Genomic DNA, 14,343 nt, shown 5'->3' on the forward strand with positions numbered 1-14,343 from the left:
CACGCTCTGGAAGGTGGAACCGGTCACGGTGTCCCCCTCGGCCGTACGGGTCCGCTGCTGATAGGTCTCCTCCATGGACTCCACCGCCACTTCGATCTGATTGGCCAGGGCCTGACGGGTCAGGGCCACCGCCTCACTGCGATCAATGGCGAACTGGTCGGACGCCGGCACACAGTTGGTGGCGGCAATGCCGTCACTGATCTGACCTTGAGGATCAGCCACCCATTCCGGGATGCGATCCTCGGGGGCGCGTTCGGGGGTACCGCCACAGGCGGCCAGGAAACTCGCTGCAGCAAGCAGCACTAGACTTCTTTTCAGCATGGGACTCTTCCCTCCTCTCAATAATCACAATCAAAGAAACTGGAACAGGCGCTCACCCAGGGACTGCCCGAGAGAGTCGGCCAGATTGCCAATGACACGATCCTGGGCCAGGCCGGGATCACTGGATGCTTCGCGCAGCTCCTGACGGAACTGCCCGATCACCCGGCCATCCGGTTCACGAATGACCACCTCACCCTCGGCGAAGGCAAAGTGATCCTGTCCCCGCTGAACATTGCGCAAGCGAAGCTCGCCACCAATGATCAGGTCCGGGCTGCCGTCGCCGCCGACTCGCAGGCCTTCGCGTATCAGACCTTCGCGCAAGCCCGAGCGCAAGCGGGACTCCATGCCGCTGTCATCAATATCCAGGCGCAGTGAATTGAGCGCTTCCCAAAGCCGCTCCAGCACATCGGCATAGTCGTCCGCCACCGGCCGATTGGGCAGACCCGTGGTGGACACCATGGATAACTGCTGTTCAATGCTATCGGCACGGCCAATCAACTCAGCCGCCGGCTTCAGGGCACGGACCGCCCGGATACGGTCTCCAGTCGGTATCTCCCGTTCCCTGAACAGGTCCAGCTGCTCACGGATATCGCGAAGCTGATTGCCCAGCCGCATGGTGGCGGCCGGACGATCAAGGCGGGCCAGGACATAGAGCGTTTCTTCCGCCCCATCCGGCACTGCTTCCACGATTTCGATTTCGTCCAGAGTCGTCTCCGGCACACTGGCACGAACTTCCTGGGCAAAACCGCGGGTGACCGGCCCGGTGGCCCCTTCCCGGACCCGCTCCACCCAGGCGGTGGTCTCGCCGGCCACCGTGACCCGCATATTGGAGATCAGGTCACTGCGGGCCCGGTCCGCCGCCGCACGGCGAGCCTCGGCAGGGTCACCGCGCAGCGGAGCCGAACCCACGCCATGGACATAACGGGGGTCATCCGGGGTGTTGAGCACCCAGTCGGGAACGCCGGTGTCCGCATTGGCGTCGCCGGCAGGGCCCGCGGCGCAGGCCACCACCAATGGCAGCAACAGGCCCAGGCTGAACAGTTTGCGAAGCATCATGGCTGCTTACCTCAGAGACCGCGCCGGGCCCGTCGCATCACCTTCTGTTCCTGGTGCTGCCCGTGCCAGACGTCCACATTGGTTTCCACATCCACCAGACGCAGGTCCACCTGGTAGGAAGTGACCCGGGTTCCGTCCAGGCGATCAATGGTGGAGTCGATTGAACCCACCAGGGCGTAATCCGCCCCCAGCTCACGGCCCATGCGGGCGGCGGTTTCGGGGTCGGCATGAAACTCCTGATCACGGCGCTCGTCTCGAATTTCATCCCGCTCGGCCCCGCCGGCCACGAAATCCACCCGGCCGGAGCGAATCATTTCCCGGCGCAGCTCGTTGATGAAGGTATCCACCGGGATATGCTCGTGGGAGCGGTTGCGAACGGACTGGATGATCACCCGGGGACGATCACGATCCGGGTTATCCGCCCGGAAACGCTCCAACCACGGAAACGTGAGCATGTCATCGATCATTACCGAGGCAACATTGCGGGAATCGGTGATGTTCCAGCGATCGGTCAGGTCCACCTGCTCATCGGCGCCCACCCGTTCAACCTGGGTTCCACCACAACCACTGACAGCAACAGCCACCAGGGCCAACAAGATCCAGCGTGCAAAGACTTTCATTCTTTCTCCCTCCCATTCAGGCAAACAGTCAATTGATGTCCATAGACTAGTGCATTTCCGGCCTGCCCGCCCCTACCCGAATGGGGCACCTCACGGACAGGCCCGGATAATCAGTTCAAGGTCAGCACTTCCAGCCGCGGGGCGCCCTCACTGTCGCCCGGCAACTCAATCGAGGGTGGGTTGCTGAGCCGTCGGGACATCAGCAGGCGGATTTCCCCGGGCTCCAGCGACACTTCCACGGCCGGCGCCAGACCTTTCTCGCCACCCAGAAACTCGCCCTGTCGCAAGCGCACCCGGCTGGTGCCCGGCTCCACCGGAATCCGCGCCACGCGCACCTCGGCCGGCAGAGTCTGCCAGGCACGGGTGTCGGCACGACTGGCCGCGGCGGTGCCAGTGCGGGCGGCCAATCCGCCCAGCTGCCCGAGCAGACCGCCGCGTTCTTCCATTTCCTGGGCCGCCAGCTCGGCCAGGGCGTTCTGCAGCAAGCGACGGGCAACCTCGCGACGCAGTTCATCGCCCGCACTGAGCAGCATGTCCTGGTAGGCCATCATGGTCAGATTATCGGCCCGGGCAAGGACTTCGCGCTGGCCATCGATTTCCAGGAAACTGGGACTCACTTCCGGGCGGGGCGGCCCCGGATAGGGCACGGTGACCCGAACCCCGCCCTGCAGGGCACGAATGATGCCCCAGGACTCCAACTGGCCCCAGAGCGGGCCCACATAGAAACTCTTTTCGAAGACGCCCCGGAAGGCCCCTTCCAGACCACCCTGGCTGTAATGAACCATCATTGCCAGGGGACCGGTATCGGCATACATGGTCTGAAACCAGGCCGACTGGGCGAGCCGCTCATCATGGGTGCCACCGGTCCAGGGTTGCAGGGTAATGGAACGGCGACGGGGGTCGGCATACATGATCAGGTTGAGCTCGCCCCTGGGAGGCAGGCGGTCCACATGCTGAATCACCAGCAGATGTGCCTCCTCGCCACTGCTGTTGCTGATCCGCTCCACCCCATCGGCTCCGATTCGCTGCCGGGCCTCGTCTTCCCGCCCCCGCCAGCCGTCGGTGCGGTGCTGCAGTCGATAGGCATCGAACCAGGCCTGGCGAAGGAAATCCTCGCCCAGCAGATACTGGGCGGCATAGCCGTCCTCGTAGATTTGCGCCGCCTGGGTATAGGCGATGCGGGCATTGTCCAGCTCGCCGGCCATCTCGTAGAGAACGCCGGTGAGGTAACGCAGCCAGGCCGCGTCCCTGAAGCGCAGGCTGTCGCGATCGGCGATCTCCTCGCTCATGCCGTGAAAGCCCACCAGCAGGGAGGACATGATGGTGTTCCGCCGGCCACCCTCGCTGACTTCCTCGTAGCTGCCCTCCAGGATGGAGAGCTCATGCAGGCGGGCATCCAGCTTGCGGGTTTCCACCAGGGCACTGTCGAGATGATCACGGCGGTCACGCCAGTTGTCGCTGGCCTGGGCCAGGGCCGCGAAATTCAGCGCCTGATAATAATGAATGTAGGCCAGTTCATAGACGGTGCCGCGATAGGGCGCGTTGCGGGGATTGCTCATTGCCGAACGCAGGCCATCGCGGAAATAGCGGGTGTAGAGATCCTCGCCAATCATCTCCGCCTCGGCCAGCAGGACGATGCTTTGCTCAAAATCCCCGGCCAGGTGGGCGACCGCGCCCCGCTCCAGGTGATAGAGCAGGCGATCGTTGCCATCCGCGTCCAGAACCTGTTCCAGACCTTCCTGGGCGGCTTCGTAGTAACCGGCATCGGCCAGAGTGAGAGCTTCCCCCACTTCCTGGCCATAGGTGGCGCACCCTGACAGGATGATTGCCGTCAGAATCAGGCCCAGGGCCCGGGCTCGCGCCAGGCTTTCTCGGTATCCCCCCGCGGGCATTGCCTTTCTCATTATCCCCTCTCCCTGCAATCGCCGACCGGTCCGGATCCAGGACCCATCGTCCCGACAATGGACTTAATCTGACATATCCCGGCCGCCTTGCACATACCCCAAATGGGTGATGCTAGCGGATCGCACCCCGCCACGCCACGCAATGCCCCCTGATTCCGGACTGTCTCGGGTAAGCACGGGCCTTCAAGCTGTTAGGATGCGACACAGGTCAGCACGCGGGAGTTGCCACAGTGGTCAGCAGAAAACTGGCACCGAAACGGGAAATCTTCGGCTGGGCGATGTTCGACTTCGCCAATCAGGCCTACACCCTGCTGATCATCACGGTGGTGTTCGGCGACCTGTTCACCCGGATCATTGTCGGCGACGGGCCGGATTATCGCCTCGGCAACCTGCTCTGGAGCCTGGCCCTGGCGGCCAGCTATTTCCTGGTGGTGACCGCCGGGCCGGTCTGTGGCGCCCTGACCGATTACTCCCGCTCCCGCAAACGCTTCCTCTTCGCCAGCTACCTGCTCACCATCATTGCCACCGCCCTGCTCTACTTCGTGGAACCGGGCTGGATCACGCTGGCAGTGGTCCTGATCATTATCTCCAATTTCGCCTATGCGATCGGGGAAAACTTCATTGCCAGCTTCCTGCCGGACCTGGGCCCGAAGAAGGCCCTGGGGTGGATATCCGGCCTCGGCTGGGGCCTTGGCTATATCGGCGGCCTGGTGGCGACAGCCTTCACCCTGCTGATCCTGGGCGAAGTCAGCGAAGCCAATTTCGACCGCATTCGCTGGGTCGGGCCATTTGCGGCGGCCTTCTTCCTGCTCGCCGCCCTGCCCACCTTCATCTGGCTGAAGGAGCGGGGCCGGCGCCGACCGCCGCCAGTGGGGGAGAGTTACCTTCGCATCGGCTTCCGACGCCTGGGGCATACGGTCTCCAATCTGCGCGGCTTCCGGGATCTGAGCATCCTGCTGGTGTCGGTCTTTTTCGTCATGGCCGGGATCTACATCATCATCAGTTTTTCTTTCATCTACGGCGCCCAGGTCATTGGCTGGGAAGAACATGTGCGGGCGATGATGTTTGTAACCGTGCAGATTACCGCCGCCATTGGCGCCATCGGCTTCGGCTGGATCCAGTCCCGGATTGGCGCCCGCCTGACCTATATGATCACGCTGGTCCTGTGGATGGCGGCCATCATTGCCATCTGGCAAACCCCGGGTCTGACCGCCCTCGCCGAGCGCTGGCTGGACGTGAACTGGGAGGCCCAGTACGTCTTCCTCTTCGCCGGCTCCCTGGCCGGCCTCAGCCTGGGCTCCAGCCAGTCGGCCGGGCGTGCCCTGGTGGGGGTGCTCACGCCACGCGGCAAGTCGGCCGAATTCTTCGGCTTCTGGGGCCTGGCAGGCAAGGCCGCGGCCATCTTCGGCATCCTTGGCCTGGGCATCATCCAGGCCTATTTGGGTCTGGCCGATGCCATCCTCTTCTGTCTGGCCCTGTTCGTGGCGGCCTTCCTCGCCGCCATTCCCGTCAATGAAGCCCGCGGCGCCGCCATGGCCGATAGCTGGCGAGATCCACACCGGACTGATTGATGACTGAGAGGGCCGCGAATGGCGGTACGGCCTCAAGCGGTGAAAGTGTAATCCAGGAGGATGCCGGCGAAGACGAAGAAACCAAGCCAGTTATTGGAAAGGAAAGCACGGAAACAGTCGTCTCGGCGGCGATGGTAGATGAGGTATTGCTGCCAGACGATATTGGCGGCGGCGAAGGCCAGGGCCCAGAGATAGGTGACACCCAGCTCGGCCTGCTGGCCAATGAGATAAAGCGTGAAGAGGAAGGCCAGTTGAATCAGGCCGATGATGAGTCGGTCGAGATCACCGAAGAGGATGGCGGCTGATTTGACCCCGATCTTGAGATCATCGTCACGATCCACCATGCCGTAAATGGTGTCATAGGCCAATGCCCAGAGGATGACGGCGATGAATATCAGCCAGGCCAGTTCACTGAGTCCGCCGGTCTGGGCAGCCCAGACCATGGGCGCGGCCCAGCCAAAGGCGATGCCAAGATAGGCCTGGGGCAGATAGGTGTAGCGCTTCATGAAGGGGTAGCTGGCGGCGAGAAAAATACCGACGAAAGCCAGCTTGATGGTGAGGGGGTTCATGGTCAGCACCAGCCCGAAGGCCACCAGGCCGAGCACGGCGAACAGGGCCAGTGCCTCCCAGGGCCTGATGGCGCCGGTGGCCAGGGGCCTTTCCCTGGTTCTTTTCACATGACCGTCAATATTGCGATCCGCGAAGTCATTGATCACACAACCGGCGGCCCGCATTACAAAGACCCCGAGCACGAAAACCACGAAGACCCTGGCATCGGGATGGCCTTCGCCCGCGAGCCACAGGGCCCAGAGGGTGGGCCAGAGGAGCAGAAATGTTCCGATGGGGCGATCCACCCGCATGAGCCGGATGTAATGACCAACCCGGGTCGCGGCGGCGGGCAACTGCTGTTGCACCAGCTTGCTGCGGCGCAGGCGGCGCAGTTTACGGGCGAGTTGGTCCGAGAACCGCTCCCTCATTCCGACTCTCCCTGCAGAAAACATTCAACAACAACCATGGCCTGATTGCCCACCAGCAAACGAGACCGACGAGCCCAGAGCACCGGGGCTCCATTTTCCAGTCCCTGGCGAGCCCGCTCTGCCAGGGGGTCATCGGCTTCCAGACGGGCAACCCTGAGATCTTCTCGCCTGGTCTGGCCCTGCGAGAACAGACGCGTGCCCAGGGGCTGGTCACCCAGGGACGTCATCCAATCCAGGCTGTCCAGCATGGCGGCAGGGATATGGCTGACCGCGTAGACCAGGGGTCTACCGCCCACATGCAGCCGTACTTCCCGACGCAGGGCCCCATCACCGTCATTGGCCTCGCTCAAGCGCTCCACTTCCACCGCTTGACCGAACTCGGACTGCAGACGGTTGGTCAGGGAGCCGGTTTCCGTTAGCCAGGGCCAGATCGCCGGGCGCAGCGCCGCTGCCACCGAGTCGGGCGGGCACCATTTGGCGTGGGTCTGGATTTCCGGCTGTGGGCTGCTCTGGCTCATGGCGGCGGTCATTGTAGCATCGCCGCGGATGGCCGCCGGCAGCCCCGCAGGCAGTGGCGACGGCTTTCGCTATACTGACGACAGATCAAGATTTCAGAATGCCGGGCGGATGCCCGAAGGGAGCAATAGGTGATACGGCAGGGAGTGCATCGGCAATGGCCCGCAATGAGCGTGTTGCTCCTGATTACCTCGCTGATGGCCGGCCCGGTGACCGCCCTGGATCCCAAGCGCGATGTCGATCAGTACATCCATGAGGTCTGGACCAGCCAGGACGGACTCCCCCAGAACTCCATCAACGGCCTCACCCTCGGCCCCCGGGGCTATCTCTGGCTGGCCACCTATGACGGATTGATTCGCTTCGACGGCGAACGCTTCCACCGCCTGGAAGATGAGCGGCTGCCGGGCCGGCGACTGCGCATCATTGGCGCCCATTCGCATGGATTCTGGGTCAGCGGCGAGCTGCGGGGACTGGTGTTTTTTGACGGCGAGAAGGCCCACCCCATCGCCAATCACGACAACGAGATGCGATGGCCGCTGTCCGCGGCCATCGGGGACGAGAACCGGGCCTGGATTGCCGCCAACAATGGGCTATTCCGACTCCAGGGCGAGTCATTGGAAGCAGTGGAGAACGGTCTGCCCGAGGGCTCGGCGATGATGAGCCTGGCCCGCTTCGGCCCCCGGCAACGGCTTGCCGTTGCCGGCCTGGACGGGGTGTTTCTGGAGCAGTCTGACGGTCGCTTTCAACCGCTGTCCGTGGGCGAGGCCGCCGGCATGCATGTCTACAGTCTGGTGGGTGAGAAGGACGGACTCTGGATCGGAGGCGACCGGGGCCTTTTTCATCTCCGTCTGAATGAGGCGGGTGATCAGCGTCTTGAGAGCACCGAGTGGCACTGGTCGGACAGGGATGGCTATTCCATCCGTGCCCTGCACCGAGACACTCAGGGCAATCTGTGGGCCGGCATCCAGGGGCTGGGGGTCGGACGGGTGAACGCCGGCGGCCACCAGCTATTCACCCGTGACGACGGTCTCAGTCACCACAGTATCAGCGCCTTTTTTCAGGATCCGGAAGGCAGTCTCTGGATTGGCACCGATGGCGGCGGCCTGAACCGTCTCCGCGACGGATCCGTCATTGCCCATGGCGGCGACGGCAGCCCCCTGGATCATTCCATCCTGCCAATGGTTGCGGACAGCCGCGGCGATCTGTGGCTCGGCGGCGTCTGCTCCGGGGTTCATCGCTTCCGGGATGGCGAGGTGATCGAGCGCTTCAATGAGAACCATGGGCTGGCCAACAGCTGCATCTACAGCCTGCTGCTCGACGACCAGAACAGACTCTGGGCAGGCAGCTATGGCGGTGGGGTTTTCCGGCGGGACGGGGAGCAGGATTTCAGGCAGATCGCCCTGGCCGCGGCGGCAGGGAGCAGCGAGGATCAGGCCGATGACATTGTGGTCACGGCCCTTCACCAGGGTCCTGACGGCAGTATCTGGCTGGGCAGCAATCAGGGCCTGTTCCGCTACCACGCAGACAATGACCAGTTTCGCCGGCTTGAAGGCAGCGAAACACATTTCATCGTCCAGATCCGTCTTGAGGACGACAGACTGTGGCTGGCCACCAACGAAGGCGCCTACCAGGCACCGGTCCCGGATGGCGACGGACCACTTCAGGCAAGCCCCATCAGTGATGATCCACGACTGCGCGGGGCGCGGGTGCGGGAAATCCATCGGGATGACGCCGGTATCTGGATGGGCACCTATGGGGCCGGCCTGCAGTTCTTCGACGGCGAGGCGTTGCATGTCCTGGACCAGCGTCATGGCCTCAAGGAATCGGTGATATCCCGTATCCTTCGCGATGATCGGGAGGGACTGATCATGAGCGGCAACCGGGGTATCTCTCGTGTCTCGCGCAGTGAACTGTTGGAAGTGATCCGAGGGGAGCGTTCACGCGCCGATGTACAACTGCTGGGAACGCGGGATGGGATGCGGGTGGCAGAAACCAATGGCGGCGGTCAGCCCGCCGGACTGCGCGATGCACAAGGGCGTTACTGGTTCCCCACCGTGGATGGCATTGTCCAATTGGGCGGAGAGGAAGACACCCTCAAGCTGCGACCGCCACCGGTGCATATCGAATCCGTACGGGTTGGCGGGGAGCCGGTCCCTGTCGATGACACGGTCACCATACCCGCTGACCGTCGGGAGCTGGAGGTCCGGTACACGGGCTTGAGCTTCATCGCACCCGAACGCATGCGATTTCGTTATCGCCTGGGTGAGACCAGCCCCTGGGTGGATGTGGGCAATCGCCGCAGCCTCTTGCTGGCTCATCCGCCAGCAGGCGAATACACCCTGGAGATACTTGCCGCCAACGAAGATGGTATCTGGAGTGAGCAGACTGCAAGGCTGGCTTTGCAAGTCAAGGCACCCTTTCGCGAGACCATCTGGTTTCCTCTGCTGCTGGTCACTGCGGCAATGATCGGCCTCGGCGGGCTTTCCGCCCTGGGTCTTTACCGAGCCCGCAGTCGCCGCCGTCAGCTGGAACGCCTGGTTGAGGAGAGAACCGCGGCCCTGGAGCAGGCCAATGCCCAACTCAGCACCCAGGCATCGCGGGACGGCCTCACCGGGGCCGGCAACCGGCGCCAGCTGCGTGACTGCCTCACGTCCAACTGGCGAGACTGCGCCGAAAGGGGCCAGCCCCTCAGTCTGCTGATACTGGATATCGATCATTTCAAGGAATATAACGATGCCCACGGCCATCTCACCGGCGATCACTGTCTGTGCCAGATCGTGGACGCCCTGCAGGGGCTGCTGCGACCGCAAGACACCCTGGTTCGCTTCGGCGGCGAGGAGTTCGTCATCCTCCTGCCCGGCGTGGACGGAACTGAGGCCACAACGATTGCCGAACGCCTGCGGCGGCGGGTAAGTGATCTGGGCATTCCCCATCGCGCCTCACCGGTAGCCCGCTGCGTCACCCTGTCCATTGGTCGGGCGAGCGTGCATCCGGGTGCCGATGAGCGCTCAAACGAGCTGCTGCGGAAAGCGGACCAGGCCCTCTACCAGGCCAAGGAAAAGGGCCGAAACCGGGTCTGGCCGTCAGCAGTTAGAGACGATCAAACGCCGACATAACGCCCGGCCTCGCCCACCCAGCGAGCCATGAGGGCGTGGGCTGCCTCAGGATGGTCGCGGAGCAAGGGATCAGCGACCTCGGCCACCTCAGGAAGCAGGTCCCGGTCGCGCATGAGATCGGCAATGCGCAGTTCGGCGGCACCGGTCTGGCGGGTGCCAAGCACTTCGCCGGGCCCCCGCAGATCCAGATCGCGGTGCGCCACCTGAAAACCGTCATTGGTCTCGCGCATGATTTCCAGCCGGGCACGGGCAATCTCGTTCAAGGGCGGCCGGTAAAGCAGGACACAACTGCTGGCCGCGCTCCCCCGGCCCACTCGCCCCCGAAGCTGGTGTAGCTGGGACAGACCCAGGCGCTCGGCATTCTCGATGATCATCAAGCTGGCGTTGGGAACATTGACGCCCACCTCGATGACCGTGGTCGCCACCAGCAATCGGATTTCGCCGGCCTTGAAGCGCTGCATGACCGATTCCTTGTCCACCGCCTTCATGCGACCATGGACCAGACCCACTTCAATCCCCGGCAAGGCTTCACGCAGGGCCAGGGCACTGTCTTCAGCGGCCTGACATTGCAATAGCTCTGATTCTTCCACCAACGGACAGACCCAGTAGACCTGGCGGCCTTCGGCACAATTATCAGCGACACGCGCCACCACCTCGGCACGGCGGGACTCGGGCAGGGCCACGGTCTTCACCGGCGTTCGGCCCGGCGGCAACTCATCGATCACCGACACATCCAGGTCGGCGTAGGCGGTCATGGCCAGGGTGCGCGGAATGGGCGTGGCGGTCATGATCAGCTGGTGGGGCTGACGACCGCCCTGCTCGCCCTTTTCACGCAGGGCGAGGCGTTGATGGACACCGAAGCGATGCTGCTCGTCCACCACCGCCAGAGCCAGATCCCGGAAACGGACCTGCGCCTGAAACAGGGCATGGGTACCCACCACCACATCAATCTCGCCGTGGGCCACCGCCTTCAGTGTCCAGCGCCGCTCGGCAGCGGCCTGTTTGCCGGATAGCCAGCCCACCCGCAGACCCAGGGGTTCCAGCCATTCGCGAAAATTCTGCAAATGCTGTTCGGCCAGGATTTCGGTGGGCGCCATGACCGCCACCTGACCACCGGCCTCCACCGCCCGAAGCGCGGCGAGGACCGCAATCACGGTCTTGCCCGAGCCCACATCCCCCTGCACCAGGCGCAGCATGGGCTCTTCCCGGGACAGGTCCTTGAAGACTTCTGCCTGCACTCGCTGCTGGGCCGGGGTCAGGGTGAAATCGAGTGACTCCAGAAAAGTCGGCACCAGGCGATCATCACCGTGCAGCGCGCGCGCCGGATCCTGACGAAAACGGGCACGGGCCAGACGCAGACTCAGGCGCTGGGCGAGCAGTTCCTCGAATGCCAGTCGGCGTCGGGCCGGATGCTCGCCCTCGGTCAGGGCCTGCAAGGAAATGGAGGGCGGCGGCCGATGAATGACCCGCAGGGCCTCACGCAGGTCCATGCGCAGATTGGCCGGGAGCATGCTTTCAGGGAGAAGGTCGCGGAGCAGGGCCGGGTCATTGTCCAGCAAGGCCAGGGCCTGATCGATGAGCGCACGCAAACGATTCTGATTCAGCCCCTCGGTGGTGGGATAGACCGGAGTGAGGGCTTCCTCCACCGGGGTATCCGCCGACACCTCCCGATACTCGGGATGGACCATTTCCAGGCCCCGCCTGCCCCGCCGGGCCTCACCAAAGCAACGCAGTTGCACACCGCGTTTCAGGCGCTCTTGCTGGGCACGGGAGAAATGGAAGAACCGCAGCAGCAGACTGCCGCTGCCATCGGCAATGGAAACCAGCAGACTGCGGCGACGGCGATAGACCGTCTCCACATGCTGAACACGGCCCTCCACCACCACCCGGTCACCCGGGCGGAGACTGCCCATGGGCACGACCCGGGTTCGGTCCTCCCAACGCAGCGGTAGATGAAAGAGCAGATCCCGAACGCCGTGGATGCCAAGCTTGCCAAGTTTTTCCGCCAGCTTGGGCCCAACGCCCTTGAGCCGGACCAGATCGGAAACCGCGCTATCGGGCTTTGCCTCCGGCTGGCTCATGAGTTCAGCGCTGCAACACCAGCACGCCATCCATCTCCACCTCCGCCCCCTTGGGTAGCTGGGCCACACCGAGGGCGGCGCGGGCGGGGTAGGGCTGCTGAAAATATTCCTGCATGATCTCGTTGACGGTGCCGAAATGGGACAGGTCGACGAGATAAATCTGCAGCTTGGCCACATCGGCAAGGCTGCCACCGGCCGCTTCGCAGACCGCAGAAAGATTATCGAACACCCGCCGGACCTGTGCCTCGATATCGCCCTCGATCAGACTGCCGGTGGCCGGGTCCAGGGGAATCTGCCCGGAGAGATAGACCGTTTCACCAACCCGGATGGCCTGAGAATAAGGTCCGATGGCTTCCGGCGCCTTGTCCGAATGAATCACCTCACGCGACATGGGGACTCCGTTTTTTCAGCAAATGGGGAAGTCTCAAGTTTCGGTGCTGGCAGGACGGACTGCAAGGGGAAGGGGAATTCTGGGTGCTGAGTTCTGAGTACTGAGTTCTGAGTGCCTGGCTCGTAGCTCGCAGCTCGTAGCTCACGCATGCGTGCGAACGATGCGCAGGACCTCGGGCATGGCGCGGATGGAGCGCATGATGGTGGCCAGGTGCTTGCGGTCACGAACGTTGAACACGAAATGCAGGGTCGTATGAGCGCCATCGCGCTCCTGAACGTCCACATGCTCGATATTGGAGCCTTCTTCCGACATGGTGGCGGCAACCGAGGCCAGAACGCCGCGCTTGTTCTCCACGTCCACTTTCACATCCACGGAGAAGTCCCGCGCCAGTCCCTTCTCCCACTGGATCTCGACCCACTTGTCGGGATCGTTGCTGTATTCATTGAGGTTGGTGCAATCATCCCGATGCACCACGATGCCACGGCCCTGACTGAGATAGCCGACGATGGGGTCACCGGGAATGGGATAGCAACAGCGGGCCAGTGTCACCACCATGCCCTCGGTACCGCTGATGGTCAGGGGGCCACTGCTGCCCGCCGGCGCTTCACCCAGTTCTTCGTCCGGGAGCAGTCGACGGGCGACGATGGGCCCGACCCGCTGGCCCAGGCCGATTTGCTCATAGAGCTCTTCGGCATCTTCCATGTGAAACTCTTTCAGCAAGGCATTGAAGCGGGAACGGGGGATCTGGCGCAACTTGAAGCCCAGTTCGCCCAGGGCCCGCTCAAGCAGACGCCGTCCCATCTCCACCGCTTCTTCCTGATGGACATTTTTCAAGTAATGACGGATGGCGGCCCGCGCCTTGGCGCTCACCACAAAGTTGAGCCAGGCCGGATTGGGTCGGGCATTCTCGGCGGTAATGATCTCCACGGTCTGACCATTCACCAGCCGGGTCCGCAGCGGTGCCAGACGGCGGTTGATCTTGACAGCCACACAGGCATTACCCACATCGGTATGCACGGCATAGGCGAAGTCCACTGCCGTGGCACCCCGCGGCAGACGCCGGATATCACCCCGGGGCGTGAACACATAGACCTCGTCGGGGAACAGGTCGACCTTGACGTTTTCCAGAAACTCCATGGAGTTGCCGGAACCCTTCTGCATTTCCAGCACGCCCTTGAGCCACTCCCGGGCCCGGATTTCCTCCGGCGCGGAAAGCCCCTCCTTGTCGGCCCCCTTGTAGAGCCAGTGAGCGGCAATCCCGGATTCGGCAATGCGATCCATCTCATGGGTGCGGATCTGAACCTCGATGGGCACACCGTGAGGACCGAACAGCGTGGTGTGAAGGGACTGATAACCGTTGGCCTTGGGGATGGCGATATAGTCCTTGAAGCGCCCCGGCACCGGCTTGTAGACGTTGTGGACAATACCGAGCACCCGATAACAGGTATCCACCTTGTCCACCGTTACCCGAAAGCCGTAGACATCCAGCACATCCGTCAATGACAGACGCTTCTTCCGCATCTTTTGATAGATGCTGTAGATATGCTTCTCGCGGCTTCCCACCTCGGCGGAAATATTCTCGGCAACCAGGGCCTCGCCAAAAGCGCGATTGATGCGTCGGAAGATTTCTTTCTGGTTTCCCCGCACCCGCCGCAGATGTCGGCGCATTTCGTCCTGCGCTTGTTCGGCGCAACCATCGCGCACTGCTTTGAAAATCTCCAAATGTTCAGCCAGAAGCGTTGCCATGTGGTCCCCGTCGTTAAGTGACAATACACGCAGCCTGTCTAGTG

At 63.1% G+C, this 14,343-nt stretch carries 10 protein-coding genes and 1 pseudogene; 2 read left to right on the plus strand and 9 right to left on the minus strand.

Going from position 1 to position 14,343, the window contains the following annotated elements; translation table 11 throughout:
• The 4 genes and pseudogenes from ACJWXQ_RS00455 to ACJWXQ_RS00470 form a co-directional block, all read right to left on the minus strand.
• Nucleotides 1-321: pseudogene (locus tag ACJWXQ_RS00455) on the minus strand (hypothetical protein); the annotation flags it as partial.
• Between the two features lie 30 nt (nt 322-351).
• Nucleotides 352-1,377 (minus strand): hypothetical protein, encoded by a 1,026-nt coding sequence (locus ACJWXQ_RS00460; RefSeq protein ID WP_346051457.1) that lies wholly within the window; start codon nt 1,375-1,377, stop codon nt 352-354.
• An 11-nt stretch (nt 1,378-1,388) separates the two neighbouring features.
• Nucleotides 1,389-1,997, minus strand: coding sequence for a penicillin-binding protein activator LpoB (locus ACJWXQ_RS00465; RefSeq protein WP_346051458.1), 609 nt, complete (start codon nt 1,995-1,997; stop codon nt 1,389-1,391).
• A 110-nt stretch (nt 1,998-2,107) separates the two neighbouring features.
• Entirely contained in the window at nt 2,108-3,901 is a 1,794-nt protein-coding gene (locus ACJWXQ_RS00470; protein WP_346051460.1) for a hypothetical protein, read from the minus strand.
• A 278-nt stretch (nt 3,902-4,179) separates the two neighbouring features.
• Between ACJWXQ_RS00470 and ACJWXQ_RS00475 the strand changes: the two genes are divergently transcribed.
• On the plus strand, nt 4,180-5,472 hold the full coding sequence (locus ACJWXQ_RS00475) for an MFS transporter (protein ID WP_346051539.1): 1,293 nt from the start codon (nt 4,180-4,182) through the stop codon (nt 5,470-5,472).
• A 32-nt stretch (nt 5,473-5,504) separates the two neighbouring features.
• Here the strand turns inward: ACJWXQ_RS00475 and ubiA are convergent, their stop codons facing one another.
• On the minus strand, nt 5,505-6,449 hold the full coding sequence (gene ubiA / locus ACJWXQ_RS00480) for a 4-hydroxybenzoate octaprenyltransferase (protein WP_346051462.1): 945 nt from the start codon (nt 6,447-6,449) through the stop codon (nt 5,505-5,507).
• A complete protein-coding gene (locus ACJWXQ_RS00485; protein WP_346051465.1) occupies nt 6,446-6,979 on the minus strand; it encodes a chorismate lyase in 534 nt (177 codons plus the stop codon). The genes ubiA and ACJWXQ_RS00485 overlap by 4 nt, the downstream gene beginning before the upstream one ends.
• A 153-nt stretch (nt 6,980-7,132) precedes the next feature.
• Here ACJWXQ_RS00485 and ACJWXQ_RS00490 point away from each other — a divergent pair, with 153 nt between their 5' ends.
• On the plus strand, nt 7,133-10,081 hold the full coding sequence (locus tag ACJWXQ_RS00490) for a diguanylate cyclase domain-containing protein (protein ID WP_406671916.1): 2,949 nt from the start codon (nt 7,133-7,135) through the stop codon (nt 10,079-10,081).
• Here the strand turns inward: ACJWXQ_RS00490 and recG are convergent.
• The 3 genes from recG to ACJWXQ_RS00505 all read right to left on the minus strand — a co-directional run.
• Nucleotides 10,066-12,162 carry an ATP-dependent DNA helicase RecG gene (gene recG / locus ACJWXQ_RS00495; RefSeq protein ID WP_406671917.1) on the minus strand — a complete coding sequence of 699 codons (2,097 nt, stop codon included), beginning with the start codon at nt 12,160-12,162 and terminating at the stop codon, nt 10,066-10,068. The two genes, ACJWXQ_RS00490 and recG, sit on opposite strands and share 16 nt — an antisense overlap.
• Before the next feature lie 4 nt (nt 12,163-12,166).
• The gene (locus ACJWXQ_RS00500) at nt 12,167-12,553 is read right to left on the minus strand and encodes a RidA family protein (RefSeq protein WP_346051469.1); all 387 of its coding nucleotides are present in this window, start codon (nt 12,551-12,553) and stop codon (nt 12,167-12,169) included.
• Nucleotides 12,554-12,694: 141 nt separating this feature from the next.
• The coding region (locus ACJWXQ_RS00505; protein WP_406671918.1) for a RelA/SpoT family protein at nt 12,695-14,343 on the minus strand (1,649 nt) is incomplete at its 5' end.

Origin of the sequence: Natronospira sp., assembly GCF_007134575.1 — a bacterium.
Taxonomy (GTDB): domain Bacteria; phylum Pseudomonadota; class Gammaproteobacteria; order Natronospirales; family Natronospiraceae; genus Natronospira; species Natronospira elongata.

Excerpts from the sequence above, each read along its gene's own strand:
- ACJWXQ_RS00460 (WP_346051457.1), bottom strand. The coding sequence starts at position 1,377 with ATGATGCTTCGCAAACTGTTCAGCCTGGGCCTGTTGCTGCCATTGGTG.
- ACJWXQ_RS00465 (WP_346051458.1), bottom strand. The coding sequence starts at position 1,997 with ATGAAAGTCTTTGCACGCTGGATCTTGTTGGCCCTGGTGGCTGTTGCT.
- ACJWXQ_RS00470 (WP_346051460.1), bottom strand. The coding sequence starts at position 3,901 with ATGAGAAAGGCAATGCCCGCGGGGGGATACCGAGAAAGCCTGGCGCGA.
- ACJWXQ_RS00475 (WP_346051539.1), top strand. The coding sequence starts at position 4,180 with ATGTTCGACTTCGCCAATCAGGCCTACACCCTGCTGATCATCACGGTG.
- ubiA (WP_346051462.1), bottom strand. The coding sequence starts at position 6,449 with ATGAGGGAGCGGTTCTCGGACCAACTCGCCCGTAAACTGCGCCGCCTG.
- ACJWXQ_RS00485 (WP_346051465.1), bottom strand. The coding sequence starts at position 6,979 with ATGACCGCCGCCATGAGCCAGAGCAGCCCACAGCCGGAAATCCAGACC.
- ACJWXQ_RS00490 (WP_406671916.1), top strand. The coding sequence starts at position 7,133 with ATGAGCGTGTTGCTCCTGATTACCTCGCTGATGGCCGGCCCGGTGACC.
- recG (WP_406671917.1), bottom strand. The coding sequence starts at position 12,162 with ATGAGCCAGCCGGAGGCAAAGCCCGATAGCGCGGTTTCCGATCTGGTC.
- ACJWXQ_RS00500 (WP_346051469.1), bottom strand. The coding sequence starts at position 12,553 with ATGTCGCGTGAGGTGATTCATTCGGACAAGGCGCCGGAAGCCATCGGA.